This is a genomic window from Amycolatopsis sp. NPDC054798 (genome assembly GCF_053611505.1).
On the sequence record NZ_JBSHAM010000103.1, the window covers coordinates 1 to 25,626 of the forward strand.

Genomic DNA, 25,626 nt, shown 5'->3' on the forward strand with positions numbered 1-25,626 from the left:
GCACCCGCCGTCCGCATTTTTGGCTTCGTATCGGGGTGCAGGGCCGGGTGTGGCTGCGCTGGTGGGTTTGGGAGCGCGGGCTGCGGTTGAGGGGGTGGGGCGCGGGGCTTGGGTGGTCGGTTGGGGTGGGTTCGCGGGTGTCGGTGGGTGGGTGGTGGGGCTTGCGCCCCAATGTGGCATTGGGTGCGTGGGATGCACCGAACGCCACATTGGGTGCGTCGGATGCACCCAATGCCACATTGGGGGCGTCGCGGCGGGGCGGTCGGGGCGGGGCGGGTTGTGAAGGGCTCCTTGAGGGAATCTGAGGCAGTGAAGGGGCCCTTCACGGATCGGCGCGGGTGTGAGGGGAATCCTGAGGGAATCAGGGGGCGGTGAAGGAGTCCCTCACGGAAAACGGTGGCGCGAGGGGGAGTGCAGCCTGGGTCAGCTGACGGGTTCGGGGACGGCGTGGAGTTTGCCGTCGGGGCCTGTCAGGCAGGAGGCGTTGCCTTGCTGGGTGGTGAGGAAATCCGTGAGGCAGTCGGCGATCGCGGCGTGTCCCGCGGCGTTGGGGTGGAAGGATTCCTGCAGCGCGTGAGTCGCCCGGTCGACCTGGGTCAGGTCGTTCAGGTGCAGGGTGAGGCGGGTGAACCATTCTGACGCCGGGTTCGCGCCGCCGGAGCAGGCTTCGTGGTTTTCGCCTGCTCGGGCCAGGTCCAGGAAACGTGCGCCGGATTGGGCGGCTGCTTGTTTGATGCCTGCGGAGAGAGTGCTGATTCCGGTGGTGGAAATCCACTGCAGGTCGTCGGTACGGAAAGGGCAGCCGTTGAGGCTTTGCAGGTCTTCGGGGATGTTCGGGCCGACTGGGGTGGCGTAGGACTGGAGCACCAGCTGGTAATCGGCGGGGACGTAACCGGCCTGGGCCAGTACTTTTTTCACGTCGCCGACCGCGTTCGCCACCTTGGGCACCATGGCGTCCACTTTGGACTTCCAGGTTTCCTTCAGTGCGACGTTGCAGGACGGGCCGCCGGAGGAGAACCAGGCCTTGAAGCATTCGCTTACCTGCGCGGAGAATTTGGGGTCGTCGTTCGCGCCTACTGCGATCACTACTGCTGCTACCCGGTGGTCTTTCACCACGTCGGCCAGTTGCGCGGCCTGGGAGCGCTCGCCCCACTGTTTGGCGTCGCCGAGTGCTACGTGGGCGGCGGGGGCGCCGGAGCAGCCGAGGTTGACGCGTGCGGTGATGCCGGGGACGCGGACCTTCTGCACGAACGCGGCCGACGAGCGGTGGCACCAGTCGCCGTTGCGGCCGTCGGTGTCGGGGGAGTAGGCACCGGCGCCTTCGCCGGAGACGGTGCTGTCGCCGAGCGCGACGACGGTCAGCGGGCCGCGGCCGGGCGGGCCGGGGCGCGGCACTGGCTGGCCAGGCCGGCTCTCGGTGCCGAAAAAGACGAAAAAGCCCACGAGAACAGCTACGCAGGCGAGGACCAGCGCCCCCCACCACCACCGGAATCGTCGCATCGCTCGCCCAGTCTAGCGAGAACCGGCACGGCGCCGTCAGGGTTCGCGGAGGCTGGGACGCGGGTCACCGCCCGGGCAGCTGTCCACAGTGGACTCAAGGGGTCATTCGCCTGCCCAGACCGGCGGCTTGCGGTGGGCCCACGGGGCGGCCTGTTCCAGCTGCCCGGCCAGGCGGAACAGCAGGTCTTCGCGGCCGAAAGCGGCGGTGAACTGCATGCCGACGGGCAAGCCGGCGGCCTCGGCCAGCGGGACGGACATCGACGGGACGCCCGAGACGTTCGCGGCGGCGGTGTAGGGCGAGCGGTCCAGGATCCGGTCCAGCCAGCCTCGGCCGTCCAGGCGGTCCGCGCCCTCGCCGTAGACGCCGAGCGCGACCGGCGGTTCCGGGAGGGTGGGGGAGAGCAACAGGTCGTAGTGCTCGAAGTGCGCCGCGAAGGTCCGGGACACCTGGTTGCGCATGGCCAGTGCGCGGACGAACTCGTCGGCGGTGACCTGGCGGCCGTGGCGGTAGCTGGCGAGCACGACCGGTTCCAGCGTGGTTTCGTCGACGGGGCGGCCGGTCGCGGCGGCGATGCCGTCGATCCACGGGGCCAGGTTCGCGGTCCACATCCGGGCGTTGCCGAGGACGAACTCCTCCCAGGAGACGCCCAGCGCCAGCGAGGCCTCTTCGACCTCGTGGCCCAGGGAATCCAGCAGGCGCACGGTTTCGGACAGGGCGGTGGACACGGGTTCGGTCGGCGGGCGGCCGCCCCAGGGGTGCCGCAGCACCGCGATCCGCAGGCGGCCTGGGGGCAGCTGGGCTTCCTCGGCGTAGGGGCGGTCCGGGCGGGCGGCGAAGTACGGGTCGCCGGGTTCGGGGCCTTCGGTGAGGTCCAGCAGGACGGCGCTGTCGCGGACGGTCCGGCTCAGGCTGCCTTGCACGGCTAGGCCGTTGAAGACCTCGTCGGCGCCCGGGCCCTGCGAAATCCGGCCGCGGGTCGGTTTGAGGCCGAACAATCCGTTGTACGAGGCGGGAACCCGGATGGAACCCGCGGCGTCGGTGGCGTGCGCGACGGGGACGATCCCGGCGGCGACCGCCGCGCCGGAGCCGCCGCTGGATCCGCCTGCGCTCCGGTCCAGTGCCCAGGGATTGCGGGTCGCGCCGTAGAACTCTGGTTCGGTCGTGGTGCTGTAGGCCATTTCCGGGGTGGTGGTGCGGCCGATGGTGACCAGACCGGCTCGGCGGAAGCGGCGCATGAGGAAGGAGTCTTCGGGCGACACGGCGCCCGCGGCCAAACGGCTGCCCAGTTCGCTGCGCTTGCCCGCCATGGCGACGCCGAGGTCTTTGATCAGGAACGGAACGCCTGCCAGCGGGGCGGAACCGGGTGCCGGAGCGTCCTCGGGAGGCCAGGTTTCGACTACTGCGTTGATCTGCGGATTGACGGCTTCGACCGCTCGCGCGGCGGCGTCGGCGACCTCGGCCGCGGTCACTTCGCCTCGGGCGATCAGGTCGGCCAGGCCGACTGCGTCGCAGCTGGCGTATTCGGAGATTTTCACTCGCACATCCTTCGGAAGACTCAATCGTCTCGGGTGATACCGAGCGGTATCACTAGGGACGGTTGTGTACCGTAGCCGGTGACGCAGCGGACCGCCAGGCCCCCTCCCGAAACCGAGGACGAAACCGATGACCAGCACCTCAGCCCGGCGGCCGACGAGGGTCGCGACGCTGCCGCCACGCGAGCGCATCCTCGACGCGGCCGAGGAGCTGTTCCTCAACGAGGGCGTGGTCCGGGTCGGGGTCCAGGCGATCGCGGACCGCGCCGGGACCACGAAGATGGCGATCTACCGGCATTTCGGCACCAAGGACGCGCTCATCGCGGAATGGCTGCGGATCGTCGTGCACGACTACTCCGCCGCGTTCGACGCGGCCGAACAGGAGCATCCGGGGGATTACGCGGAGCAGATCCGCGCGGTGGGGCGGTTCATCGTCGACGGCCTGCCTGAGTTCTCCCACCGCGGCTGCCCGTTCACGAACTCGGTCGCCGAACTGCCCGACCCGGACCATCCCGCGCGAAAGCTGATCAGCGAGCACAAGACCCGGCAGTTCGGCAGACTCCGGGCGATGTGCGAGGGACTCGGCCTGCCCGACCCGGACCTGGGCGCCGCGGAACTGACGTTCGCGATGGAGGGCGCGCAGATCGCGGTGCAGAACGGCGGCGTCGAGAACGTCGGCGCGCACCTGACGAAAATCGTCGAAGGGGTGATCAGCCGCGGGAAGCGATAGCGGCGCGTTTCCGTTGCAGCAGAACGCGTTCGGCTTCGTTGGCGGCCAAGCGCAGGGCCGCGTCGTAGGCCTCGACAGCTTCGGCGGTCCGGCCTAGCCGGGCAAGCAGATCGGCCCGGACGGCGTGGAACAGGTGCCGGTCGCCGAGGTCCAGACTGTCCACAATGGCCAGTGCGGCGGCCGGGCCCTCGACCTCGGCGACCGCGACGGCGCGGTTGAGCGCGACGATCGGTGTCGGGGCGAGGGCGAGCAGCTGGTCGTAGAGGGCGAGGATCTGGACCCAGTCGGTGCCGTCGCTGTGCACGGCGTTGATCGCGGCCTGGATCTGGTACGGCCCTGGGCGGTCGAGCCGCAGGCAATGGCGGACCAGGTTCTGGCCTTCGGTGATGAGCGGCCAGTCCCAGAGGGCGCGGTTCTGGTCGGGCAGCAGGACCGGGATTCCGTCGGTGCCGAGCCGGGCCGGTCGGCGCGATTCGGTGAGCAGTTGCAGGGCGAGCAGGCCCAGCACTTCGGGTTCGCCGGGGAGTAGTGCGGCCAGGACCCGGGTCAGGCGGATCGCTTCGGACGCCAGGTCCGGACGGGTGAGGTCGGCGCCGCTGCTGGCGGTGTGCCCCTCGGTGAAGATCAGGTACAGCACGGCGAGGACGGCATTGAGCCGCGTGGGGAGGTCGGCGGCGTCGGGGACGCGGTAGGGGATCCGGGCGGCGCGGATTTTGGCTTTCGCTCGCACTAGCCGTTGTGCCAGCGTCGATTCCGGCACGAGGAACGCGTGCGCGATCTCGGCGGTGGTGAGCCCGCCCAGCAGCCGCAACGTGAGCGCGACCCGGGCGGCGGTGCCGAGGGCGGGGTGGCAGCAGGTGAAGATCAGCCGAAGCCGTTCGTCGGGGACCGCGCCTTCGTCGAACGGTTCGGCGGCGTGCAGGAGTGCGGCCTGCGCGTGGCGGTCGGCGCGAGTGGATTCTCGGCGGAGCCGGTCGATGCCGCGGTTGCGGGCGGTCGTGACGAGCCAGCCCGCGGGACTCGGGGGAAGCCCGTCGGACCGCCATTTCACGGTGGCGATCGCGCACGCTTCCTGGACGGCCTCCTCGGCGAGATCGAGGTCGCCGAAGACCCGCGCGAGCACCGCGACCGCGCGGCCGTGCTCGGCGCGGAAAACCCGCTCGAGCACGGCCGTCGAGATCACTGGAACTGCCGGACTTCCACCGGCAACGTGGTGATTTCCGAGATCCGGCGCGCCCACTCCGTCGCGGCGGCCGGGTCGGGCGCGGTGACGATGGTGAAGCCGCCCAGGTGTTCCTTGCCCTCGGCGAACGGGCCGTCGGTGTACAGGACGTCGTCGCCGGACGCCCGGACCACCTTGGCCGCGGCGGCCGGTTGCAGACCGCCCGAGAACACCCAGGCACCGGCCGCTTTCATCTCGTCGGTCACCGCGTCGAGGCGTGCCACGACCTCCGCCAGCACCTCGGGATCCGGGGTTCCGCCGTCGGGCTGGCAGATCCCGAGCAGGTACTGCGGCATGAGACGCCTCCTTCGCTCAGCGTTGCCGGGCCGGGCGCACGATCATCTCGGTGACGTCCACGTCCGCCGGCTGGTCGAGAGCGTAGGCGATGGCGTCGCCGATCGCTGCCGGTTCGATGGCGTTCTTGCGATAGCTCCGCATGAACTCCTGCGTTTCCGGGACGCTGATCGTGTCCGCCAGCTCGGAGGTCACGACACCGGGGGAGACCGTGGTGACGCGGATCGACGGGTCGCATTCCAGCCGCAGGCCCTCGGTGATCGCCCATGCCGCGTATTTCGTCCCGCAGTACACCGCCGCGGTCGGCGTGACCTGGTGCGCGCCGATCGACGCGACGGTCACGAAGTGGCCCCGGCGCTGGCGGGTGAAATGCGGCAGCGCGGCGGCGATGCCGTGCAGCAGGCCCCGGATGTTGACGTCGATCATCCGGTCCCATTCCTCGACCAGCCCCGCGTCCAGCCGGGACAGCGGCATCACCCCGGCGTTCGCGACGAACGCGTCGATCTCGCCGTGGTCGCGCACCGCGCGGTCGACGAACTCGGCGACGTCGGCGCGGTCGGTCACGTCGAGGCGGCGGGCTTCGATTCCGTCCGCGCTGGCAGCGAGTTCGGCCAGGCGGTCTTCGCGGCGCGCTCCGGCGATCACGCGCCAGCCGTCCGCGACGAGGCGGCGGGCGGTGGCTTCGCCGATGCCGCTGCTGGCACCGGTGATCAGGGCGACTTTGCTCATTCGGATTCCTTCGGGAAGTCGGCGGACAGCGTGACGTCGCGCCAGTCGTCGAACGTTGTGCGGAGAGTGTCGAGGCGGGCGGTGGCGATGTCGTAGGCCGCTCGGCCGAGCAGCAGCCGCAGCGGCGGCTCGGCCGAGTTGACGGCTTCGATGACCGCGGTCGCGGCGCGGTCGGGGTCGCCGGGCTGCTTGCCGTAGGTGGCGAGCGTCGAGGTGCGGCGCGCGCCCGCGGTGTCGGCGTAATCGTCGATGCGGATCGAGGATTCCCGCATCGACGGTCCCGACCAGTTGGTGCGGAACGCCGCCGGTTCGACGATCGTGACGCCGATGCCGAGCGGGCCGACCTCGGCGGCGAGCGACTCGGTGAAACCTTCGACGGCGAACTTGGTCGCGTGGTAGTAACCGGTCGCGCCGAAGGCGGCCAGCCCGCCGAGCGACGAGACCGAAACGACGTGGCCGCTGCGCCGCGCTCGCATTCCCGGCAGGACCGCGCGGGTCATCGCCATCAGTCCGAAGACGTTGGCGTCGAACAACGCGCGGATCTCGGCGTCCTCGCCCTCTTCGGCGGCGGCGAGATAGCCGTAGCCGGCGTTGTTGACGAGCACGTCGATCCGGCCGAAGACGCGTTCCGCTTCGGAGACCGCGTTGGCGATCTGCTGCTGGTCGGTCACGTCGAGCGCGACCGCCAGCGCACGGCCGGGGTGTGCGGCGACGAGGTCCGCGACGCGTTCGGGATCGCGAGCGGTCACGACCGCGCGCAGGCCGCGTTCGAGGACGGCGGTCGCGAGCGCGCGGCCGAGACCGGTGGAACATCCGGTGATAAACCAGACGGTTGCGTTGTTTTCAGACATGGAGCTACCCCTGAAGAAATTCGGAAATGGTGAAAAAGGGTCAGCGTTGCGGGCGGTCGCCCGCGGCGAGACTGCCCAGCAACCCCAGCGCGGCCTCGGACGGGCTGCCCGGATCCGCTTGGTACACCACGAGTTGCTGGCCGGGAGCGCTGTTCACGGTCATCGATTCGTAGTGCAGGCTGAGCATTCCGACGAGCGGGTGCCGGAACCGTTTCGTCTCGTGCGTTTTCTGCCGGAGGTCGTGGCGCGCCCACAACCGGCGGAAATCGGCGCTTTTGAGCGACAGTTCGCCGACCGCCTCGATCAGGAGCGGATCGTCCAGATCGGTGCCCGCCGCCGAGCGCAGCCCGCCGACGGTGTTGACCGCGACCCGCTCCCAGTCCGGGTAGAAGTCCCGGGCGTCGGGGTCGAGGAACACCAGGCGCAGCAGGTCGCCGCTGTGCTCGTGCCCGGCGAACAGCGCTTCGCCGAGCAGATTCGACGCGAGGACGGTCATGCACCGGCCGAGCACGACCGCGGGCGTCTGCGGCCACGCGTCCATCAGCTGCACCAGGCGTGAGCTGACGCGTTCCTTCGCCGGGCGGCGCCTGGCCCGCTTCGGCCGGGCCAGCGAATGCAGGTGGGCCAGCGCCTCGTCGTCGAGGCGCAGCGCCCGGCCGAGCGCGTCGACCACCTGCGCCGACGGCGTGCGCTCCCGGCCCTGCTCAAGGCGCACGTAATAGTCGGTGCTCACCCCGGCCAGCTGCGCGACCTCCTCCCGGCGCAGGCCGCTGACCCGGCGCCGGGTGTCGGCGAGCTGGTCCGCGTCCGCCGGTGCGGTGATGCCGCGCCGGGCCCGCAGAAACTCGCCGAGAAGGTTGCTGTCGCTCATGAGACCAGGCTAGATCGCGCGCGGCGGCTGTGGGCGGCGCAAAGGGGGTGCGGTCCTCCCACCCTCGCGGTACCCCGGCGGGCAGTGGTTCAAACCTTTCCGGTCCCGCTCTGCCCGCGCGCACCGCGGCCGCGGAACCGGCAGGCAGACTGTTTTGACTGGTCAGCGGCGCTGGCCGACCCTGCTGAGACCACCCCTCCACCGGAAAGGCGAACCATGCGCCGCACCCCGCTGATCCTGGCCGTCGTGGCCGCCGCGTCGATGACCGCCGCGCCCGCGCAGGCAGCCGAAACCTGGACCACGGTGTTCGAGGACACCTTCGACGGCCCCGCCGGCACCGGTCTCGACCCGCGGAACTGGCTCTACGACAAGGGAACCGGCTACCCCGGCGGCGCCGCGAACTGGGGCACCGGGGAGATCGAGACGGCGACCGACTCGACGGGCAACGTCTACCACGACGGGGCCGGGCACCTGGTGATCAAGCCGCTGCGGGACGCGAACGGGGCGTGGACGTCCGGCCGGATCGAAACCCAGCGCACCGACTTCGGCGCCCCCGAAGGCGGGCAGATGGAGATGAGCGCGACGATCCAGCAACCGGATCCGGAGCACGGGCTGGGCTATTGGCCCGCGTTCTGGGCGATGGGCGCGGACGCCCGGCCGGTCGGCGCGACGAACTGGCCGAGCATCGGCGAGCTGGACATCATGGAGAACGTGAACGCGCTGGACAAGCATTCCAGTACGTTCCACTGTGGACAATGGGCCGGGGAATGCCACGATCCCGACGGGATCAGCAGCGACCTGCAGGACTGCGCCGGCTGCAAGACGGGGTATCACACGTATTCGGTGGTGGTGGACCGCCGGGACGCGGCCGCGGAGGAGCTGCGGTTTTCCCTGGACGGCAAGGAAACCTTCGCGGTGAAGCAGAACCAGGTGTCCGACGCCACCTGGAAGGCGGCGGTGGACCACGGGTTCTTCGCGATCTTCGACGTGGCGATCGGCGGGTCTTATCCGAACAAGGTGTGCGGGTGCACGAGCCCGGGGGCGGACATCACGCCGGGGGCGGGGATGAGCATCGACGGATTTTCGGTGAAGGTCAGCAAAAACTGATCTTCGGCCACGGATCGATCCGGACGCGGCCGAGCTGCGGCGTCGACCCATCGACGCGCGCGGCCGCGGCGGGATCGGTGAACACCAGAACCGACTCGTCGAGCCGGTTAAAGGACAATCCGGTCTCGTGCTCGATCAATTCGCCCGCGACGAGCAGCAGCGGCTGGCCTCCGACGCGCAGATCGACTTCGGCGAGCACGCCCCCTTCGGCGAAGACGACGACGTCCTCGACCTGACCGGTCGGAAGTTCGGCCAGCGCGGTCCACCGGTAGATCCCGTCCCCGTGCTCCCGGTTCTCGAACCGGGGGTCCGGGCGGCGTCGCGGCCACAGCCCGAACAGATCGTCATCCTGGTAGCAATTGATTCCCAGCGCACGGCCGTCGTCCAGGTACGCCTGCATGCCCCACAATTGCAGGCAGGGCACTGCCGGGTCGGTGAACTGCGGGCGGCCGTCCGGACCTTCTTCCCGCAGCGCCATCTCCACACCGGCCCACGACTCGATGTGCCTGCCGCGCAGGGAGTCGAAATCCTGGGCCCGCTCGACCACCCACTCGGTGTATGTCACCGCAGCAGTATCCCGGAAAGTCAGCCCGCGCCGGAAAGATCCGTCGTTTCCGCCAGCCGCGTCACCACGTCCAGCAGCGCGGCCGGGCGCGGGCCGTCAGCGCGCCAAGCCACCACCGTGCGCGCGGACTCGCCTTCCAGCGGCACGAACACCACCCCGGTGCGGCGCAGGCTGTGCGCGGACCGCGCCAGGCGAGTCACGCCCACGCCCGCCGCGACCAGCCCCAGCAACCCCTGCACGGTCGCGGTGCGCTGCACGACCTGCGGGGTGAATCCGGCCGCGGCGAAGTCGTTGTCGTACTTGCGGTGCCAGGGGTCCCACGACGTGCGCGGAGTCAGCACCCACGGCTCGCCCGCCAGGTCGGCCAGGCGGAGCGACGGACGGTCGGCCAGCCGGTGGCCCGACGGCAGGACCGCGCAGACCTCTTCGGTCAGCAGGGTGTGCGTCTCCAGGCCGTCGACCAGCGGCGGGCGGGTGAAGCCAGCGTCGAAGCGGCCGCCGAGGACACCGTCGGCCAGTTCCGCGATGGCGACTTCGGCGGTGGTGACGGTCAGCTCCGGCAACTGCTCCCGCACCGCGCGCACGACCGGCGGGAGCAGGTAATTCGCCGTGCTGGCAAGGAAAGCCAGCCGCAGGGTGCCGATCTCGCCGCGGATCGCACGAGAGACCGTCGCCGCCGCTGCGTCGGCGCGGGCGAGCACAGCACGTGCTTCCGGCAGAAAAAGGTCGCCGATCGGGGTGAGCCGGGTCCCGCGAGCGTCGCGGTCGAACAGCTTCGCGCCGAGTTGGCGTTCCAGCACGGTGATCTGCTGCGACAGCGACTGCTGGGCGATGTGCAGGGCCGCGGCGGCGCGCGTGAAGCTCGTCGTCTCGGCGACCGCGACGAAGTAGCGGAGCTGCCGCAGCTCAGGGGGCACAGGCTGAGACTGTAGCCCGCCAGCGAACCGGTGTTGGCGGGCCCCGGTGCGTGCGCGTCAGGATCGGAGGGAGAGAAACCACTGGAGGGACTGCTCAATGACCGAGGAAACCGACGGCCGCGTCTGGCTGATCACCGGGTGCTCGAGCGGCTTCGGCCGCGAACTCGCCCAGGCCGCGCTGGCCGCGGGGGACCGGGTCCTCGCGACCGCCCGCACACCGGAGACACTCGGCGACCTCGCCGAAACGGGCGGGGACCGGCTGCGCACGGCGGCGCTGGACGTCACCGATCCGGCGCAGATCGACGCGGCGGTGCGGACCGCGCTGGACGAGTTCGGCCGGATCGACGTGCTGGTCAACAACGCGGGCCACGGGTCGGTCGGCGCGGTCGAGGAACTGACGCTGGCCGACCTGCGTGCGGTGCTGGAGGTGATGTTCTTCGGTGCGGTCGCGATGACGAAGGCGGTCGTCCCGCTGCTGCGGGAACAGGGGAGCGGCACGATCGTGCAGATGAGTTCGATGGGCGGCTTGCTCGCCCCGCCCGCGTTCGGAGCCTACTGCGCGGCGAAATTCGCGCTGGAAGGCCTGTCCGAGGCGCTCGCGGCGGAAGTCGCGCCGCTCGGGGTCAAGGTGCTGATCGTGGAGCCGGGCGCGTTCCGCACGTCGTTCGGCGGCACGGCGATGCACCGGTCCGAGCGGATCGACGCTTACGCGGAATCGACCGCGGCGACCCGTGCCGCGATCGAGGACATGGACGGGACGCAGCCCGGCGACCCGGCGAAAGCGGCGGCCGCGATCCTCCGCGCAGTGGACGCACCGGACGCACCGTTGCGGCTCGCGCTCGGCGGCGACGCGGTGGACGCGATCCGCGGCAAGATCGCGGCTCTGACGAAGGATCTCGATTCGTGGGAGACGGTCAGCCGGGCGACCGCGCTGGACTGACCGGCAGGTGGCCGCCTCCCCAGCAGGAGACGGCCACCTGGGATCACGGATAATTCGGGACGTTGACCGGCTTGGTGCCGTCCGGAGTCACGTCGCCGGTGTCGTTCACGACGTGGGTGATCGTGCCGCGATGGTTCAGCGACACCGTGAGCAGGCTGTGCAGCTTCACCCCGCCGTTCTGCGGCACCTCGAACGCGTGATAGCTCGAAACCGCCGGGTTGGTGTCGAAGAAGCAGTAACTGCCCAGGCCCCACGCCTCGTGCGACGTCACGTCCGGGCCGACCTTGTATGCGGCGTATCCGGCAGTGCCGGGCGCGGAATTCCACGAAGCCTGGTCCGGGACGTCGTAAGGCATCTCGTTCTGGAAGAAGATCGTCTTCCCGTTCTGGCCGTTCCACACCACCTGGAACTTCTGGTAGTGCTCCACGAACAGCCCGGTCGCGGTCACGTTGTCGCCGTTGACGAGGACGCCGGTGTCGGCGGTGTTCGTGGTCCAGCCGACGGTGCCGTTGTTCCCGTGGTCGGCGCGCCAGGCCCAGACGTGGTCGACGATCGTGTCGTCGCTGTTGACGACCAGGCTGTTGGCCGCCTTGCCCGCCAGATCGCCGCCGACGCGGAAGAACACGTCTTGCAGCGACGTCGGATTCGCCGCGTGGCTGGTGTGCTTGCCGCTTTCGCCGACGGTCAGCAGGGACTGCGAATTCTCGGTCCCCGCGTCGAACAGCAGGCCCTTCACCCGCACACCGTCCACATCGGACACATGCATCGCGTCGACGCCGTGGTCCGGGATCAGCGTCGGGTAGCCGATGCCGAGCACGGTCGTGCCCGGGCGGGTCACGTTCAGCGTCTGGTCGAGGTGGTAGGCGCCGGGCGTGAAGAACAGGTTGCAGCCGGAGTCGAGGGAGCTGTTGATGCTCTCCGCGGTGTCGCCGGGCTTGACGACACGGAACTGGCTCATCGGAACGGAATCACCGGGCGTGCCGCCGTTCGCCCAGCTCGGCCCGGACGCGTTCGTGCGCAGGGACGGCAGGAAAACGCGGTAGTTGCCGCCGTCGTCCAAGTACAGGTACGGCACGTCGCGCGAGACCGGGGTGGTGTCGAGCGTGGTTTCCGGCGGGTTCGGGAAGGAGTTGGCCGGCGCGCCGGTGGTCCCGGAGAAGACCATGTTCCACACGCCGCCGTCCCAGCTGCCCAGCGCCGAATCCCGCGTGTACCACTGCTGCTGCGAAACCGAAGCGGCCTGACCGGACACGCGGGTGTCGGCGACGTAGCCGCCGCTCGCGTAGCCGTAGCTGGCCGGGAACAGCTGCAGCCCGCCCTTGATGTCCATCCGGCGGAACGGCGCGGCCTGCGACACCGCCCAGCGGTCGCTGCCGCTGGAAGGCGTGACGGCCATGTTCTCCGCCGAACGCCAGAAGTTCTGCAGCGCGGAGCCCTGGTCGGACTCGTTGAAGGCGTCCACGGTGATGTCGCCGTTGATCTGGACGTCGTCCGGATTCTGGCCGAGGCCCGCGACGGAGGTGTAGAAGCCGACGTTGTCGTGCACCGCGTAGGCGCCCGGCTTGAACAGGTGCGCGACGCGGCCCGAGCCGAACTGCGCGGTCTGGGTGTCCTTCTGCGCCTCGAAGTCCTTGTCCAGCTGGGCCTGGATCGTCGCGGAAGGCATTCCCGGGTCGAAAATGTGCACGTTCGGCCCGAAATCCGGCTGGTCGGACTGGCCGGTGCAGTCCGCCTGCGCCGACGCTGGGGCCGCGGCTGCGGGGACGGCGAGCCCGGCCGCGGCCAGCAGCGCCAGCGCGAGCAGGGCAGGGCCGCGGGACCGGGACGGCCGCCCGGGTGGTCGATAGGTCCGGTTCACGGGGGGACACCTCCGCCGGTAGGGGATTTGCCAACCAGTTTGTCGTCGGCAACAACAAATTAAACGCCCAGCTCGGCGCCGCCGGTCACAACTCGGTCACGGTTGTCTGGACCACTGGCGCGATTCCGGCTATCGGAATCTTGTTCACGTCCGGGTGACGCAGCCAGCCTCGCGGCGCGTTGTGCCGCACGATGGGCCGTGGACCTGCCGCCGTGAAGATCGGAGTCTCGGTGACCCGGACAGCAACGGACAAAACCTGGCGGCTCGGCTTCGCCGCCGTCGCGTCGGCCGCGGCGATGGCGTGCGGCGTCGCCACGGCCGGACCGGCCGCTGCCGCGGACTACTCGAAGGCCGGCGAGAATGTTGCCGGTTCACAAATCCTGCGGCACGAGGGCGTGCGGAGCGGAAGCCCGCGGCTCGACCCGTCGGCCGGGCAGACCCTCGGCCACGACGTGAGCGGCCACCAGGGCGCGGTCGACTGGGGCCAGGCCGCCGGCGCGGGCGCCCGGTTCGCCTACGTCAAGGCGACCGAGGGCACCGGATTCGTGAGCCCGCAGTTCGACCAGCAGTACAACGGCGCGCACAGCGCGGGCCTGATCCGCGGCGCCTACCACTTCGCCCGCCCGGACGTCTCCAGCGGCGCCGAGCAAGCCGACTACTTCATCGCTCACGGCGGCGCGTGGCGCGGCGACGGCACGACGCTGCCGGGCGCGCTGGACATCGAATACAACCCGTACGGCGACGCCTGCTACGGCAAGAGCCAGGCCGACATGACCGCGTGGATCGCCGACTTCACCCACCGGTACCTGGCGAAACAGCGCCGCAGCGCGATCATCTACACCTCGACGTCGTGGTGGAAGCTCTGCACCGGCAACGCGGGCGGGTTCGGCGACACCAACCCGCTGTGGCTCGCCCGGTACGCCCCGGAGATCGGCGAACTCCCGGCCGGATGGGACAAGCAGAGCATCTGGCAGTTCTCGCGCACCGGCAGCCTGCCCGGCGACCAGAACTACTACAACGGCCCGATGAACCGCGTGGAGGCGCTCGCCAGGGGAGGCGGTTCGTCGGCGTAATCGCCGGAAAACCGTGCCGGAGAGGGCCCGGGCGTAGTTGGATCCGCGGGTGACCTTCGCGATCGGACTCTTCGACCTCTTCGCCTACGCCGTTCCCGGCGCCCTGCATCTGGCGGTCCTGGCCTATCTCGCCGGACGGCTGCACTGGATCGACCTCGCCGCCGTCGCCCGCGGGCCGGGCGTGCTGGTGGTGATCGGGGTCGCGGTGGCCAGCTATCTGCTCGGGTACCTGGCGTATCCGATGGGCGCGCGGGCGGCGCGGTGGCTGCCGCAGCGGCGGAAGCGGAACGCACGCGAGGAGTTCCTGCGCCGGAACCCTTCCGCGCACGGGTGCGCGTTCGTCGAGGCGGACTCGTTCCTGCTGCTTTCGGCGCTGCAACTGCACGACGCCGACGGGGCGATGGAGGCGACCCGGCTGCGCACCGCCGGGCTGATGCTGCGCAATGCCAGCCCGGCGATGGCGTTCGGGCTCGCGGCATCGGTGGTGGAGCTGATCGCGGGGTCGCATCGGGTGTTCGCGGCGTGTGCTGCGGCGCTGTTCGCCGTGGCGTGCCCGGCGTTGGTCGCGCAGGGCCGGCTGATGTCGCATTGGGCGAGCGTGAAGACGCTGGAGCTGAGCTACTGGGTGCCGGAGGTGGAGGAGACTTTTGCGGCCAGGCGGGTGGCGGAGTGACGTGAAATCCCGGCCGCGGCGAACCGCGGCCGGGATTTCAGCGAAACTGCCTCAGCGACCCCGGAAGCGCGCAGCCAGCGCCGCGATCGGAGAGCGCCGTCCCCGCAAAGGAACCTCGCCGGAAGTGATGTCCGCGAGCAGTGTCGCCACCGTCTCCCGGGCGCATGTCCGGTTCGCGCCGATTCCGCCGGACGGGCCGCGTTTGATCCAGCCCACCACGTACGCACCGGTCCGGCCCTCGACCCGGCCCGCGGTGTTCGGGATCGTTCCGGCCGCTTCGTCGAAGGGGAGCCCGGGCACCGGACGGCCCCGGTAGCCGACTGCGCGGACCACCTGACCGGCGGCGATCTCGACGGGACCGGAAGGTCCGTCGACGCGCAGCCCGCGCACCTGCCGGTCGCCGGTGATCTCCAGCGGCGAGGAGTGGAATCGCAGCACGATCCGTCGCGGGCCGTCCGCGGGAGGGGCGGTCCAGTCGACCGTTTCGCGGGCCAAGTCCTTCAGCAGCGCGGCTTTTCCATCGTCGGCATCGATCGCGGCGGCGGTGCGCGGGTCTTCGGTGTCGACCACCAGCGGGACGTTCGCCCGCTGCGCCAGTGCGATCAGCTCGGGGGAGGTGTAGGCGGCGTCTTCCGGGCCGCGCCGGGCCAGCAGCACGACCTCGCGGATCTTGCTGGAGCGCAACCGTTCCAGCGCGTGCGGCGCGATGGTTGTCTCGGAGAGATCGTCCGGATCGGCGGTGAGGATCCGGGCCACGTCGAGTGCGACGTTGCCGGTGCCGATCAGCACGACTCGTTCCGCGGAGAGGTCGACCGCGTGCGCGGGGACATCCGGGTGGCCGTTGTACCAGGCGACCACCGTCGTCGCGGCGAGGCTGCCGGGGAGGTCTTCGCCGGAGAGGCCGAGAGCCCGCGCGGAAGACGCGCCGACCGCGTAGATCACGGCGTCGTGCCGCTCGGCCAGTTCGTCGACCGTCACATGCCGGCCGACCTCGACGCCGAGTTTCAGCTTCAGCCGCGGGTGGTTGTGGAACCGCGAGAAAGCCTCGCCGATCCGCTTCGTGTCCGGGTGGTCCGGGGCGACGCCGTAGCGCACCAGGCCGCCCGCGACCGGCAGGCGGTCGATCAGCGTGACGCGCGCGTTGGTGTGCAGCAAAAGGTCTTCCACCGCGTACATCCCGGCCGGGCCGGTGCCGACGACAGCGACGTCCGCGGGTTCGAGGTCGCTCGGGATGTCCCGGTCGAACGTCGGCGGGCCCCACCGGTGGAAGTTCGGCGCCGGGTTTGCGGTGACCGTCGGGCGGTCGGCGAAGAAGTCCGCGTTGATGCCCGCGTACACCTTCATCGAGTCGGTCAGCAGGTCCACCGGGAAGATCGCGTCGACCGGGCACGCGTCGGCACAGGCCCCGCAGTCGATGCAGGAGGCCGGGTCGACGTACAGCATCTCGGTGGTCCCGAAGTCCGGCTCGTCCGGCGTCGGGTGGATGCAGTTGACCGGGCAGACCGACACGCACGTCGCGTCGTTGCAACAGGTCTGGGTGATCGCGAAGGCCATGTCAGATCAGATTCGCCCGCTTGTAGAACACCAGCGCCGGCTTCGTGAGCAGACCGCACGAGCCGAGGAACTCCATCAGCCCGGCACAGCTCGAGCGCATCATCGACTTGTGGTGCTCGTTGGCCTTCGCCTCGCGCAGCGCGCGCTCGGCGTCCAGCCCGGCGTTCTTGTACACGTCGCGGTTGACCATGCTGCTGACGATGAAGTACGACGCGATCGCGATGACCAGCGCGTTGAACTGACGGCGCACCGCACCCGCGCCCTCCAGCTGCTCGCGCGTCTCCTCGCGGGCGAACTTCATGTGCCGCGACTCTTCGACGACGTGAATGTTGTTGATGGTGCGCACAAACGGGACCACGCGCTCGTCGCGCATCCAGTCGCGCTGCATCACGTCGAGAACCTCTTCGGCGACCAGGATCGCCGCGTACGCCGCTTCGCCGCCGGCGACCGCCTTGAAGACGCGGCCCAGTTCCACGGCGAGCTTGCGCGGCCGGTACGGGGGAGCGCCGAGCTTCTGCGCGCCGCGGGCGAACATGATCGAGTGGCGGCATTCGTCGGCGATCTCGGTGAGCGCCCACTGGAACGCCGGGTCGGTCGGGTCCTTCGCGTAGAAATCGCGCAGCACCATCTGCTGCAGGATCATCTCGAACCAGATCCCGGTGCTCGCGACCGACGCCGCCTCCTGGCGGGTCAGCTCCTTCTGCTGCTCCGGGGTCATCTCGGCCCAGTAGCTCGTGCCGTAGAGCGTGCTCCACTCCGGGCTGGCCCCGTGGAAGTCCTTGTCCAGCGGGGTTTCCCAGTCCACCTCGGTGGCCGGGTCGTACGACAGGGTCGCGGAGGAGTCGAGCAGCCGCTGCGCGGTCTCGTGCCGGCCGGACGGGGCTGCTTCCGGTGCTCGCTGCACGTCTGCGCTGGTCATTCGGTCCTCCCTGAGCGACGTTGATTAGGCGTTACCGCGATTCACTGTTACCTAAGGTAACACCTATCTGGCCGTACCGCGAGAGGCCCCGGCGAACCGCGTGTCGTCCGTTCGGGCAATCGGGCCGGGAAAGGGTCGCTGAACTGGCAGGATGAGCCGCGAAAGTCTTCTTGACCCCGGAGGAACGCCGTCGTGACGCAACCGCCGCAGCCCGGCCAGCCGCCGTACCCCGGCACGGAGCCGCAGCAGTACTCGCCGTTGCCGCCTGCTTACGGCGGGCAGATGCCCTACAGCGGCCAGTACGCGACGCAGCCGCCCATGCCCCAGATGCCTCAGGCGCCCCAGGTTTCTCAGACCGCGTATTTCGGGGCGACGGCCATCGTGGCGGCGACCTTGACCTCGGTCATCGGCCTGGTCAGCACGATCGGCTTCGTCGTGGCGGTGATCCGGATGATCGCGCATCCGTCCTCGGGCAGGCTGCTTCCCATCGGCATCGTCGGCGCGGTGGACCTGGCGATCGCGGCGCTGACGGTCGTCGGCGCGATCGGGCTGTTCAAACGTTCCGCCGCGGGCCGGATCTGTGTGCTCGTCGGCTGCGGGCTGGCGGTGCTGGACATCGTCGTGCTGATGATCGTCAGCCTCGATTCCAGTTTCGTCCGCAAGAGCGCGCCGACCACGCTGCAGATGACGTTCCCGAGCGGCTTCCTCTGGCTGATCGTCCCGGTGGCCGCCCTCGTGCTGGCGGCGCTGCGGGGGACCAGCGCGTGGCTGCTGCCGAAAACCCCGCCGATGCCGTACCACCCCGGCTGGTGACCGTCCGGGAAGAAATCCTCCGCACCGCCCGGCTGCGGCTGACCGCCTGGCTGCCCGAGGACCTGGACGACCTCGCTGCCCTGCACGCCGACGGCGAAGTCATGCAGCAGATGACGACCGGCCCGCAGACTCGCGAGGCGACCCGCGATCGGCTTGAAGCGTTCATCGCCGAACATCGGCGGCGGGGCTGGTCGAAATGGCGCGTCGAAGGCGCGGCGGGGTTTCTCGGCCGGGCCGGGTTCGGCGTCGCTCATCGCAGCGGGCACCGGGAAGTCGGCTATCTGCTGGTGCGCGAGGCGTGGGGTGCGGGCTTGGCCACGGAGCTGACGGAGGCGCTCCGGCGGTGGCACGAAGACCACCCGGAGCCCGCTCTCGCGCCCGAGCTGCGGGCGTATGTGCTGCCCGGCAACGCGGCGAGTTGCCGGGTGCTCGAGAAAGCGGGCTTCCGGGAGATCGGCGAGGAGGACGGGCAGCTCGTGTTCGAGTCAGGCCGTTCCTGACCGCCGCAGCCGGGGCAGCACCGCCAGCCACAGCAAAACGGTCGCGACGCCGTACGCCGCTGTCATCGTCAGGCTCATCGACAACGGCGTAGTCCCGCCCAGCGACACCAGCGGCGCGACGATCGGCCCGATCGCGAACGACGACGTCCCGAGCAACGCCGCGGCCGTCCCGGCGCGCTGACCGTGGTTGGCCAGGGCCAGCGCGTTCCCGTTCGCCTGCGTGGTCCCGCCCGCGAACATCAGCAACGCCAACGGGATCAGCAAGGCCGCCAGTCCGGCCCCGAACAGCACCGCGCCCAGCATCGTCAGCGCTGCCGCCGCGGTGAAGGTCGTGCCCAGGACGTACATCCGGACCGGTCCGGCGCGCCGCACCGCGGCCCGGTTCGCCTGCGCGCCGAGCACCGACATCACCGCGTTCGCCGCGAAACACGCGCTGAACAGCTGCGGCGACAACGAAAACCCGTCCTGCAGCACGAAACTGATCGACGCCAGGTAGGTGAAGAACGCCGCCCCGCCGCAGGTGCTCACGAGCAGGAAACCCAGGAACAGCCGGTCTTTCAGCAGGATCCGGAACTCGCCGCCGCCGCGCCGCCGATGTCGTGCCTCGGGCGGCAGGCTCTCCGGCAGCGCGGTCGCGGCGACGATCAGCAACGCCGCCCCGATCCCGGCCAGGACGCCGAAGATGCCGCGCCATCCGATGATCGCCGCCAGCTGCCCGCCGACCACCGGAGCCACGATCGGAGCCAATGCCCCGACAGTGGTGAGCAACGCCAGCAGCCGCACCAGTTCGACGCCCTCGGCGAGGTCCCTGGCGACGGCCAGCGACAGCACGATTCCGGCCGAACCGCACAGCCCTTGCAGGAACCGTGCCGCGAGCAGCACCTCGATCGACGGAGCGAACGCGCACACCACCGACAGCACGGTGAACAGCCCGATCCCGGCCAGCAGCGGACGCCGCCTGCCGAACCGGTCGCTCAGCGGGCCCACCACGAGCTGGCCGAAGGCGAGCCCGAGCATGCACACCGACATGGTCGCCTGCGCCAGGCTCTGCCCGGCCTTCAGGTCGTCGGCGAGCCGCGGCAGCGCGGGCAGGTAGAGGTCCATGGAGATCGGGCCGAAGACCTCCAGCAGTCCCAGCACGACCGCCATCCGGAGCGCGCCTGGGCGCTTTTTCGGCAACACCGGTTCGACCAGGCTCACTTCCGGGTGGAGTGGCTTCATCCGGCGCGCAGAATCCGGCGCAGCCACGAAATCCTGGTCGCGACCGCGGACCGCGACACCTCCGCGTCCGGGGAGAAACCGGCGAAGCCGTGGTAGCCGCCCGCCCACACGTGCAGTTCGGCCTGCCCGCCAGTCGCCCAGATCCGCAGGGCGTATTCGGTCGTTTCGTCGCGGAAGATCTCCGCCGCGCCGACGTCCAGGTACGCCGGAGGCAGGCCGGACAGATCGGCCATCCGCGCCGGGACCGCGTACGGCGAGGCCGCGGCGGTGCCTCGCGCCGAGCCGAGCAGCGCGTCCCAGCCAGTGTCGTTGTTGTTGCGGTCCCAGGCGCCGATTCCGTCGTACTGCCGGGTCGACACCGATTCGTTGCGGTCGTCCAGCATCGGGCACGCCAGCAGCTGTCCGGCGATGGCGGGGCCGTTGCGGTCCCGGGCCAGCAGCGCGACGCCCGCGGCCAGGCCGCCGCCCGCGCTCGCGCCGGTGACGACGATCCGTGCCGGGTCGATGCCGAGTTCGTCCGCGTGCTCGACTGTCCACAAGAGACCGGCGTAGCAGTCCTCGACGGCAGCCGGGGCCGGGTTTTCCGGAGCCAGCCGGTATTCCACCGAGATCCCGACCGCGCCGAACCGGAGCACGTCGTCGATCAGGCCGTCCAGTCCGAAGAACCGGTTGCCCAGCACCATTCCGCCGCCGTGGATGCTGTACAGCGCGGGCGCGTTCGAGACACCGGCGGCGGGACGGACGACGGTGAGCACGATGTCCGGCGCGCCCTCGGGGCCGGGGACGGTGTGCTCGGCCAGCTCGACCGGGCGATCGCCGACGATCTGCTCTGCGGGCGGGATGATGGTCGCGAAATGCGCGCGGTTGGCCAGGATGGTGTCCGCGCGCAGCGGGATCTGCTCGACGAGGTCGAGGAACGCGGCGAGCCCGGGCTCCAGTTCCGGGTCGTAGGGCACCGGCGGGACGCTCATTTCCCTGCCTTCCCGAAGATCCGGCGCAGCCACGAGTTCCGGGTTTCGAGCGCGGCCTTGCTGATCGGCCAGTCCGGCACATACATGTCGAACCCGTGGAAGGCGCCCGCCCACACGTGCAGTTCGGCCTGCCCGCCGGTCGCCCAGATCCGCAGCGCGTACTCGGTGTCTTCGTCGCGGAACGGTTCCGCGCTGCCGACCTCGATGAACGCGGGCGGCAGACCGGACAGATCGGTCGCGCGCGACGGAGCGGCGTACGGGGAGACGTCGTCGGTGCCGGCCGCGTCGCCGAGCAGCGACTTCCAGCCGGCGAGGTTCGCTTCCCTCGTCCAGGTGCCCAGACCCGGATACTGCTGGCTCGCGATCGTCGTGTTGCGGTCGTCGATCATCGGGCACAGCAGCAGCTGACCCGCGATCGCCGGGCCCTTCCGGTCGCGCGCGAGCAACGACACCGCCGCGGCGAGCCCGCCGCCCGCGCTGCCGCCCATCACCACCACGCGTGCCGGGTCGATGCCGAGTTCGTCGGCGTGCTCGACCGTCCACACCAGACCGGCGTAGCAGTCCTCGACCGGAGCCGGGTGCGGATGCTCGGGTGCGAGCCGGTATTCGACGTTCACCGCGACGACGTTCAGCTCCAGCACCAAAGCCAGCAACCGGCCGACGTCCATGTTGCGGTGGCCGACCATCATGCCGCCGCCGTGGATGTTGTAGAGCACCGGCAGCGCGCCGTCGCTCTCGTGCGGGGACAGGATGGTGATTTCCAGATCCGGCGCGCCGGCCGGGCCCGGGATGGTCTGCTCGACGACGGTGACCGGCGCGTCGCCGACGACTTCCGCGGCGGGCGGGAACATCTCGGCCATCGCGCGGCGCAGGCCGGGGATCGTCTCCCGCGTGAACGGCGGCGCGTCGGCCGGGACGATCTCGGCGAGCGCGGGCTCGATCTCCGGGTCGAACGGGACGGGGGGATAGGTCAAGGCAGCCTCCTCGGGCAGGGCGGGTTTCGGGATGGCGCGGGCAGCAGGGCGAGCGGGGGCGGCCGGAAAATCTGCGCCGGAGAGCTGCGGGCCTGGTCGGCTCCCCGGCGCGCGTCATCCGGTTTCAGGCGGTGGTGTTTCGCGTCAGGGGCCTTCGGGGTCCACGGCGTCGCGGTCGGCCCAGAACGGCTCCACGAGCGCTCGGATCTGCTCGGCCCCGACCTTCTCGACCAGTTCGACCGCGGCGAGGTTGTCCTCCAGCTGCTCCATCCGGGTCGCGCCGAAGAGCGTCGTGACGTTCGCCGGATGCGTCAGCGTGAACGCGACGGCGAGCCGGGCCGCGCTCGTGCCGAGTTCCTCCGCGACCTTCACGACCTTGGCCGCGTCGCGGGTGATCGTCTTGCGGACGTCGCCGGGGTCGCGGCCGATCTCGCGGGTCAGTTCGGTGCGCCCGGCGAGGATGCCGCCCTCGAGGACGTCGGAGGCCTGCATGACGAACCCGTCGGCGAACAGCCGGGCGAACGGCTCGCCGTCCGGAATGGACCGGCGGCCGATGCTGTACTTCAGCTGCGCGATCTGCGGCCCCGGCACCTGCAGCGCCTCGGCGATCTCCCGCAGCCGCGCGATGTTCCCGGCCGACCAGTTGTTGACGCCCCACGCCCGGATCAGCCCGGAGCGGGTCAGCCCGGCGAGGTCTTCGACCAGGTCCTCCAGCGCGACGTCGTCACGGCGCAGGTCGCCGAGGATCACCAGGTCGGCGACGTCGAAACCGCCGCGCAGGAACGCGTTTTCCAGCTGCGGCCGGAATCCCTGGTCGCCGAAGCCTTCGATCCACAGCTTCGCCGAGACCAGGTAGTCCTCGCGCGGGATGCGGGCGGCGCGGACGATCGCGCTCCAGAGCACGTCGGTGAACACCGGCGGGTGCCCGGGCATGCCGTAGACGCCGACGTCGAACAGGTTCACGCCGGCCTCGACCGCGGCGCGGACCATCGCGACCGCGTCGGCGAAATCCATCCGGTCGTAGGTGTGCCACGAACCGAGCGACAGCAGCGAAACGTCCAAACCGGACTTGCCGACCTTGCGGCGGGGCAGGGGCGAGGATGCGGACACGAGACCTCCTTGGCTCGTAAGGGACTGGCTCGTCAGGGATTGACCCGTAACGGAAACGGGATCAGGGAAGACGGGGATCGACGACGGCTTTCGTCTCCTCCAGCCGGTGCATGGCCTCGATCCGCTCGCTCACGCCGGACAGCCCGACCGGGCTGCCGAACAGCCGGTCCCACGGCATCCGGGCGGCGAACGCTCCGAAGAATTCGATCGCGTGGTGGTAGTCGGCGATGTCGCCGTTGAGCGAACCGACGACGGTCAGTTCCTTGCCCATCACCGTGCCGAGCGGAACGGGCGTCGGCTCCGGTCCGGTGCTGCCGACGATCACGACCCGGCCGCGCTGCGCCGCCATCGCGACCGCCTCGCGGCCGATCGACGGCGCACCGGCGAAGTCCAGCACGAGGTCGCCGCCGTGGCCTCCGGTCAATTCGGCGACCCGCTCGACGATCGCGTCCGAACCCCCGGCGACATCGACCACGTCGTCGGCGCCGAACTCCTTCGCCAGTTCCAGTCGCGACGCCGGAGCGCCGACAGTGATCACGCTGCCCGCCCCGCTCAGGTGCGCGACCGCGGTCGCGAACAGGCCCAGTGCGCCGGATCCCTGCACCACTACGCGAGATCCGGGCCGGACACCGCCGACGCGGTCGAACGCGCGCAGCACGGTTTTCGCCGCGCACCCCGCCATCGCGGCCCAGGTGTCCGGCACTTCGGCGGGCAGCAACAGCTTCGCCGCGCCCGGGACGACGTAGGCGTATTCGCACAACCCGGCGGTCGCGAACGGCGCGACGTCCGAGCGCTGCAGAAATCCGTATCCGCGCCGTGAACAAGCGACCGGTTCGCGCAGCACGGTGCAGCCGTAACACTCGCCGCAGGTCGATTCCGACCAGCCGATCCGCGCCCCGACGCCGATCTCGCGGCCCAGCGCGTCGCGCGTGTCCGGTCCGGCGGCCACCACCTCGCCGGTCATTTCGTGGCCCAGCACCATCGGCAGCATGCCCGGGAAACTCATCTTCCCGGACCAGATCTCCACGTCCGTGCCGCACAGCGTCGCGCACGAAACGCGGACCAGCGCCGCGCCGGCTTCCAGCTCGGCGGGCAGCGGGAGTTCGGTCAGCTCCAGCGGCGCGCCGTGCTCGGTCAGCACCGCGGCGCGGGTGGAAGTCGGGACGGTCATGGGAAACCTTTCCGGGGACTGGCGGGCCCTGCGGGGCCGTGTGATGGGTTAGTCTACGGACGTCGACAAAAATGTCGAGTCCCCGAAGCCCTCCAGGAGCGCCAGTGCCGACCTCAGTTGCGGATCTCGTCTTGCGGGCAGCGGCGGTCCACACCATGACCGGCGCGGCGCCGGCGACCGCGCTCGCTGTGCGGGACGGACGCGTGCTGCGCGCCGGAACCGACGCCGACGTGCGCGAGCTGATCGGCCCGGCCACGAAGGTGCTCGACCTCGGCGGCCGCGCGGTGCTGCCCGGCATCAACGACGCGCACCTGCACGGCGCCTGGCTGGGCGCGTTGTGGCCGGACACCCTGTTCGCCGACGACGGCGCGCCAGGCCCCGGCCCGGAAAAGCCGCTGCGCACCGCCGCCGAACGCCGGTCGGCCATCCTCCGCGCGGGCGAAATCCTTGCCGCGCTGGGCATTACGAGCTACACCGAACCCGGTCTCGGCCCGGGGGAGGACGACGGGCACATCGGCGCGTTCGGCATGTCCGTCGTCGAGCAGTACCGGGAATTGGCCGCCGAAGGACTGCTGCGGGCACGCGTGACCGCACTCTGGCTGTACGGCGAACTCGACGGCCCGAGCACGTTCGACAACTTCCGCGCCGGACTGGCCACAGTGGACGGACCGGGCCCGGACCCGCGGCGGCTGAACTTCCGCGGGGTGAAGATCTTCGCCGACGGCATCCCGCCGATGCGCTCGGCCTACACTCACCACTGCTACGCCGACGGCAGCCACGCCCACCTGCTCGTCGGCGGCGCGGACGACCCGGAGCGCGAGGAGAACTTCACCCGGATGGTCCGCACCGCGCACGAGGCCGGGCTGCAGGTCGGCGTGCACGCGACCGGCGACCGGGCGATCGAGCTGATGCTGGACGCCGTCGAACAGGCTCGGGAGGAACGCGACGTCGATCTCGGGCATTACGTCATCCACGGCGACCTGGTCAACGCGGCGCAGCTGAAGCGGATGGCCCGGCTGGGGGTCGGGCTGTCCGCCCAGGCCGGGATCGCGGTGCGCACCGCCGGGGTGGTCGACGCGGCGCTGGGGCCGGGCAGTTCGGACGCGGCGTGGCCGTTGCAGGAGGCGCTGGACGCCGGGATCCCGCTGTGCCTGACGTCCGACGCTCCGGTGCTCCCGCCGGACTGGCGCAAGGAAATCGCCGCCGCGGACCAGTGGATGGGCCCGGCCGAAGACGTGCGGAAGCGGATGGAAACCCTGCTGCGCTGCTACACGGTGCACCCGGCGCAGCAGGACGGCGCTGCGTCGTGGAAGGGCACGCTCGCGCCGGGGATGGCTGCCGATCTGTGCGTGCTGTCCGCGGATCCGTTCGCGGTGACCCCCGCCGAGCTGGCCGAGGTCGAGGTCGACCTGACTGTCCTAGATGGACAGATCGTGTACGAACGCTCGCCCGGAACCATCGCCTAACCTCCGGGCAAGGTCCGTGAAGGGCTCCTTGAGGGAATCTGATTCCCTCAAGGAGCCCTTCACG

General features: G+C 70.5%; 25 protein-coding genes. 8 read left to right on the top strand and 17 right to left on the bottom strand.

The window, feature by feature from the left end; translation table 11 throughout:
* Positions 1 to 423: 423 nt before the first annotated feature.
* Complete coding sequence (locus tag ACWGIC_RS38165; protein ID WP_452080816.1) at positions 424 to 1,500, bottom strand: GDSL-type esterase/lipase family protein; 1,077 nt, start codon at positions 1,498 to 1,500, stop codon at positions 424 to 426.
* 102 nt (positions 1,501 to 1,602) lie between these two features.
* A complete protein-coding gene (locus ACWGIC_RS38170; protein ID WP_452080817.1) occupies positions 1,603 to 3,036 on the bottom strand; it encodes an amidase in 1,434 nt (477 codons plus the stop codon).
* Between the two features lie 127 nt (positions 3,037 to 3,163).
* Between ACWGIC_RS38170 and ACWGIC_RS38175 the strand changes: the two genes are divergently transcribed.
* Complete coding sequence (locus ACWGIC_RS38175; RefSeq protein ID WP_452080818.1) at positions 3,164 to 3,763, top strand: TetR/AcrR family transcriptional regulator; 600 nt, start codon at positions 3,164 to 3,166, stop codon at positions 3,761 to 3,763.
* On the opposite strand, the gene ACWGIC_RS38180 is transcribed toward ACWGIC_RS38175, so the two are convergent.
* From ACWGIC_RS38180 to ACWGIC_RS38200, 5 genes are read right to left on the bottom strand one after another with little or no spacing between them, the layout of a single operon-like run.
* Positions 3,744 to 4,946 carry an RNA polymerase sigma factor gene (locus ACWGIC_RS38180; RefSeq protein WP_452080819.1) on the bottom strand — a complete coding sequence of 401 codons (1,203 nt, stop codon included), beginning with the start codon at positions 4,944 to 4,946 and terminating at the stop codon, positions 3,744 to 3,746. The two genes, ACWGIC_RS38175 and ACWGIC_RS38180, sit on opposite strands and share 20 nt — an antisense overlap.
* Positions 4,943 to 5,281, bottom strand: coding sequence for a YciI family protein (locus ACWGIC_RS38185; RefSeq protein ID WP_452080820.1), 339 nt, complete (start codon positions 5,279 to 5,281; stop codon positions 4,943 to 4,945). Before ACWGIC_RS38185 ends, ACWGIC_RS38180 begins: the two co-directional genes overlap by 4 nt.
* Positions 5,282 to 5,297: 16 nt before the next feature.
* Positions 5,298 to 6,008 (bottom strand): SDR family oxidoreductase, encoded by a 711-nt coding sequence (locus ACWGIC_RS38190; protein WP_452080821.1) that lies wholly within the window; start codon positions 6,006 to 6,008, stop codon positions 5,298 to 5,300.
* Entirely contained in the window at positions 6,005 to 6,859 is an 855-nt protein-coding gene (locus ACWGIC_RS38195; RefSeq protein WP_452080822.1) for an oxidoreductase, read from the bottom strand. Before ACWGIC_RS38195 ends, ACWGIC_RS38190 begins: the two co-directional genes overlap by 4 nt.
* 40 nt (positions 6,860 to 6,899) lie before the next feature.
* On the bottom strand, positions 6,900 to 7,730 hold the full coding sequence (locus ACWGIC_RS38200) for a helix-turn-helix transcriptional regulator (RefSeq protein ID WP_452080823.1): 831 nt from the start codon (positions 7,728 to 7,730) through the stop codon (positions 6,900 to 6,902).
* Between the two features lie 216 nt (positions 7,731 to 7,946).
* On the opposite strand from ACWGIC_RS38200, the gene ACWGIC_RS38205 reads away from it, so the two are divergent.
* Positions 7,947 to 8,837, top strand: coding sequence for a glycoside hydrolase family 16 protein (locus ACWGIC_RS38205; protein WP_452080824.1), 891 nt, complete (start codon positions 7,947 to 7,949; stop codon positions 8,835 to 8,837).
* Here the strand turns inward: ACWGIC_RS38205 and ACWGIC_RS38210 are convergent.
* Both ACWGIC_RS38210 and ACWGIC_RS38215 read right to left on the bottom strand, forming a co-directional pair.
* Positions 8,824 to 9,402, bottom strand: coding sequence for a hypothetical protein (locus ACWGIC_RS38210; RefSeq protein ID WP_452080825.1), 579 nt, complete (start codon positions 9,400 to 9,402; stop codon positions 8,824 to 8,826). The genes ACWGIC_RS38205 and ACWGIC_RS38210 overlap by 14 nt on opposite strands.
* Before the next feature lie 20 nt (positions 9,403 to 9,422).
* Entirely contained in the window at positions 9,423 to 10,319 is an 897-nt protein-coding gene (locus tag ACWGIC_RS38215; protein WP_452080826.1) for a LysR family transcriptional regulator, read from the bottom strand.
* 97 nt (positions 10,320 to 10,416) lie between these two features.
* Here ACWGIC_RS38215 and ACWGIC_RS38220 point away from each other — a divergent pair, with 97 nt between their 5' ends.
* Positions 10,417 to 11,259: an oxidoreductase gene (locus ACWGIC_RS38220; protein ID WP_452080827.1), complete on the top strand. Its 843-nt coding sequence runs from the start codon at positions 10,417 to 10,419 to the stop codon at positions 11,257 to 11,259.
* Positions 11,260 to 11,302: 43 nt separating this feature from the next.
* Here ACWGIC_RS38220 and ACWGIC_RS38225 read toward each other — a convergent pair whose 3' ends face one another.
* The gene (locus ACWGIC_RS38225; protein WP_452080828.1) at positions 11,303 to 13,117 is read right to left on the bottom strand and encodes a hypothetical protein; all 1,815 of its coding nucleotides are present in this window, start codon (positions 13,115 to 13,117) and stop codon (positions 11,303 to 11,305) included.
* A gap of 296 nt (positions 13,118 to 13,413) precedes the next feature.
* Here ACWGIC_RS38225 and ACWGIC_RS38230 point away from each other — a divergent pair, with 296 nt between their 5' ends.
* Together ACWGIC_RS38230 and ACWGIC_RS38235 are read left to right on the top strand one after the other, a co-directional pair.
* Positions 13,414 to 14,190, top strand: coding sequence for a lysozyme (locus ACWGIC_RS38230; protein WP_452080840.1), 777 nt, complete (start codon positions 13,414 to 13,416; stop codon positions 14,188 to 14,190).
* 49 nt (positions 14,191 to 14,239) lie between these two features.
* A complete protein-coding gene (locus tag ACWGIC_RS38235; protein WP_452080829.1) occupies positions 14,240 to 14,863 on the top strand; it encodes a hypothetical protein in 624 nt (207 codons plus the stop codon).
* Between the two features lie 51 nt (positions 14,864 to 14,914).
* Here ACWGIC_RS38235 and ACWGIC_RS38240 read toward each other — a convergent pair whose 3' ends face one another.
* Together ACWGIC_RS38240 and ACWGIC_RS38245 are read right to left on the bottom strand one after the other, a co-directional pair.
* Positions 14,915 to 16,417, bottom strand: a complete 1,503-nt coding sequence (locus ACWGIC_RS38240; RefSeq protein ID WP_452080830.1) for an FAD-dependent oxidoreductase — start codon at positions 16,415 to 16,417, stop codon at positions 14,915 to 14,917.
* Position 16,418: 1 nt separating this feature from the next.
* Positions 16,419 to 17,336, bottom strand: a complete 918-nt coding sequence (locus ACWGIC_RS38245) for an AurF N-oxygenase family protein (RefSeq protein ID WP_452080831.1) — start codon at positions 17,334 to 17,336, stop codon at positions 16,419 to 16,421.
* Between the two features lie 192 nt (positions 17,337 to 17,528).
* On the opposite strand from ACWGIC_RS38245, the gene ACWGIC_RS38250 reads away from it, so the two are divergent.
* Positions 17,529 to 18,149, top strand: a complete 621-nt coding sequence (locus ACWGIC_RS38250; protein ID WP_452080832.1) for a hypothetical protein — start codon at positions 17,529 to 17,531, stop codon at positions 18,147 to 18,149.
* Entirely contained in the window at positions 18,146 to 18,649 is a 504-nt protein-coding gene (locus ACWGIC_RS38255; protein WP_452080833.1) for a GNAT family N-acetyltransferase, read from the top strand. The genes ACWGIC_RS38250 and ACWGIC_RS38255 overlap by 4 nt, the downstream gene beginning before the upstream one ends.
* Here the strand turns inward: ACWGIC_RS38255 and ACWGIC_RS38260 are convergent.
* The 5 genes from ACWGIC_RS38260 to ACWGIC_RS38280 form a co-directional block, all read right to left on the bottom strand.
* Positions 18,635 to 19,870, bottom strand: coding sequence for a multidrug effflux MFS transporter (locus ACWGIC_RS38260; RefSeq protein WP_452080834.1), 1,236 nt, complete (start codon positions 19,868 to 19,870; stop codon positions 18,635 to 18,637). The genes ACWGIC_RS38255 and ACWGIC_RS38260 overlap by 15 nt on opposite strands.
* Entirely contained in the window at positions 19,867 to 20,841 is a 975-nt protein-coding gene (locus ACWGIC_RS38265; protein WP_452080835.1) for an alpha/beta hydrolase, read from the bottom strand. Before ACWGIC_RS38265 ends, ACWGIC_RS38260 begins: the two co-directional genes overlap by 4 nt.
* The gene (locus tag ACWGIC_RS38270) at positions 20,838 to 21,815 is read right to left on the bottom strand and encodes an alpha/beta hydrolase (RefSeq protein WP_452080836.1); all 978 of its coding nucleotides are present in this window, start codon (positions 21,813 to 21,815) and stop codon (positions 20,838 to 20,840) included. Before ACWGIC_RS38270 ends, ACWGIC_RS38265 begins: the two co-directional genes overlap by 4 nt.
* A 144-nt stretch (positions 21,816 to 21,959) precedes the next feature.
* Positions 21,960 to 22,925: an aldo/keto reductase gene (locus ACWGIC_RS38275; RefSeq protein ID WP_452080837.1), complete on the bottom strand. Its 966-nt coding sequence runs from the start codon at positions 22,923 to 22,925 to the stop codon at positions 21,960 to 21,962.
* A gap of 61 nt (positions 22,926 to 22,986) precedes the next feature.
* The gene (locus tag ACWGIC_RS38280) at positions 22,987 to 24,096 is read right to left on the bottom strand and encodes a zinc-binding dehydrogenase (protein WP_452080838.1); all 1,110 of its coding nucleotides are present in this window, start codon (positions 24,094 to 24,096) and stop codon (positions 22,987 to 22,989) included.
* A 104-nt stretch (positions 24,097 to 24,200) separates the two neighbouring features.
* Between ACWGIC_RS38280 and ACWGIC_RS38285 the strand changes: the two genes are divergently transcribed.
* Positions 24,201 to 25,562 carry an amidohydrolase gene (locus ACWGIC_RS38285; RefSeq protein WP_452080839.1) on the top strand — a complete coding sequence of 454 codons (1,362 nt, stop codon included), beginning with the start codon at positions 24,201 to 24,203 and terminating at the stop codon, positions 25,560 to 25,562.
* The last annotated feature ends 64 nt before the right edge of the window (positions 25,563 to 25,626 follow it).

What these genes read in the sequence shown, in the direction of transcription:
- ACWGIC_RS38230 (WP_452080840.1), top strand. Translation starts at nt 13,414, where the DNA reads ATGGCGTGCGGCGTCGCCACGGCCGGACCGGCCGCTGCCGCGGACTAC.
- ACWGIC_RS38185 (WP_452080820.1), bottom strand. Translation starts at nt 5,281, where the DNA reads ATGCCGCAGTACCTGCTCGGGATCTGCCAGCCCGACGGCGGAACCCCG.
- ACWGIC_RS38200 (WP_452080823.1), bottom strand. Translation starts at nt 7,730, where the DNA reads ATGAGCGACAGCAACCTTCTCGGCGAGTTTCTGCGGGCCCGGCGCGGC.
- ACWGIC_RS38280 (WP_452080838.1), bottom strand. Translation starts at nt 24,096, where the DNA reads ATGACCGTCCCGACTTCCACCCGCGCCGCGGTGCTGACCGAGCACGGC.
- ACWGIC_RS38205 (WP_452080824.1), top strand. Translation starts at nt 7,947, where the DNA reads ATGCGCCGCACCCCGCTGATCCTGGCCGTCGTGGCCGCCGCGTCGATG.
- ACWGIC_RS38220 (WP_452080827.1), top strand. Translation starts at nt 10,417, where the DNA reads ATGACCGAGGAAACCGACGGCCGCGTCTGGCTGATCACCGGGTGCTCG.
- ACWGIC_RS38265 (WP_452080835.1), bottom strand. Translation starts at nt 20,841, where the DNA reads ATGAGCGTCCCGCCGGTGCCCTACGACCCGGAACTGGAGCCCGGGCTC.
- ACWGIC_RS38240 (WP_452080830.1), bottom strand. Translation starts at nt 16,417, where the DNA reads ATGGCCTTCGCGATCACCCAGACCTGTTGCAACGACGCGACGTGCGTG.
- ACWGIC_RS38195 (WP_452080822.1), bottom strand. Translation starts at nt 6,859, where the DNA reads ATGTCTGAAAACAACGCAACCGTCTGGTTTATCACCGGATGTTCCACC.
- ACWGIC_RS38260 (WP_452080834.1), bottom strand. Translation starts at nt 19,870, where the DNA reads ATGAAGCCACTCCACCCGGAAGTGAGCCTGGTCGAACCGGTGTTGCCG.
- ACWGIC_RS38245 (WP_452080831.1), bottom strand. Translation starts at nt 17,336, where the DNA reads ATGACCAGCGCAGACGTGCAGCGAGCACCGGAAGCAGCCCCGTCCGGC.
- ACWGIC_RS38165 (WP_452080816.1), bottom strand. Translation starts at nt 1,500, where the DNA reads ATGCGACGATTCCGGTGGTGGTGGGGGGCGCTGGTCCTCGCCTGCGTA.
- ACWGIC_RS38175 (WP_452080818.1), top strand. Translation starts at nt 3,164, where the DNA reads ATGACCAGCACCTCAGCCCGGCGGCCGACGAGGGTCGCGACGCTGCCG.
- ACWGIC_RS38190 (WP_452080821.1), bottom strand. Translation starts at nt 6,008, where the DNA reads ATGAGCAAAGTCGCCCTGATCACCGGTGCCAGCAGCGGCATCGGCGAA.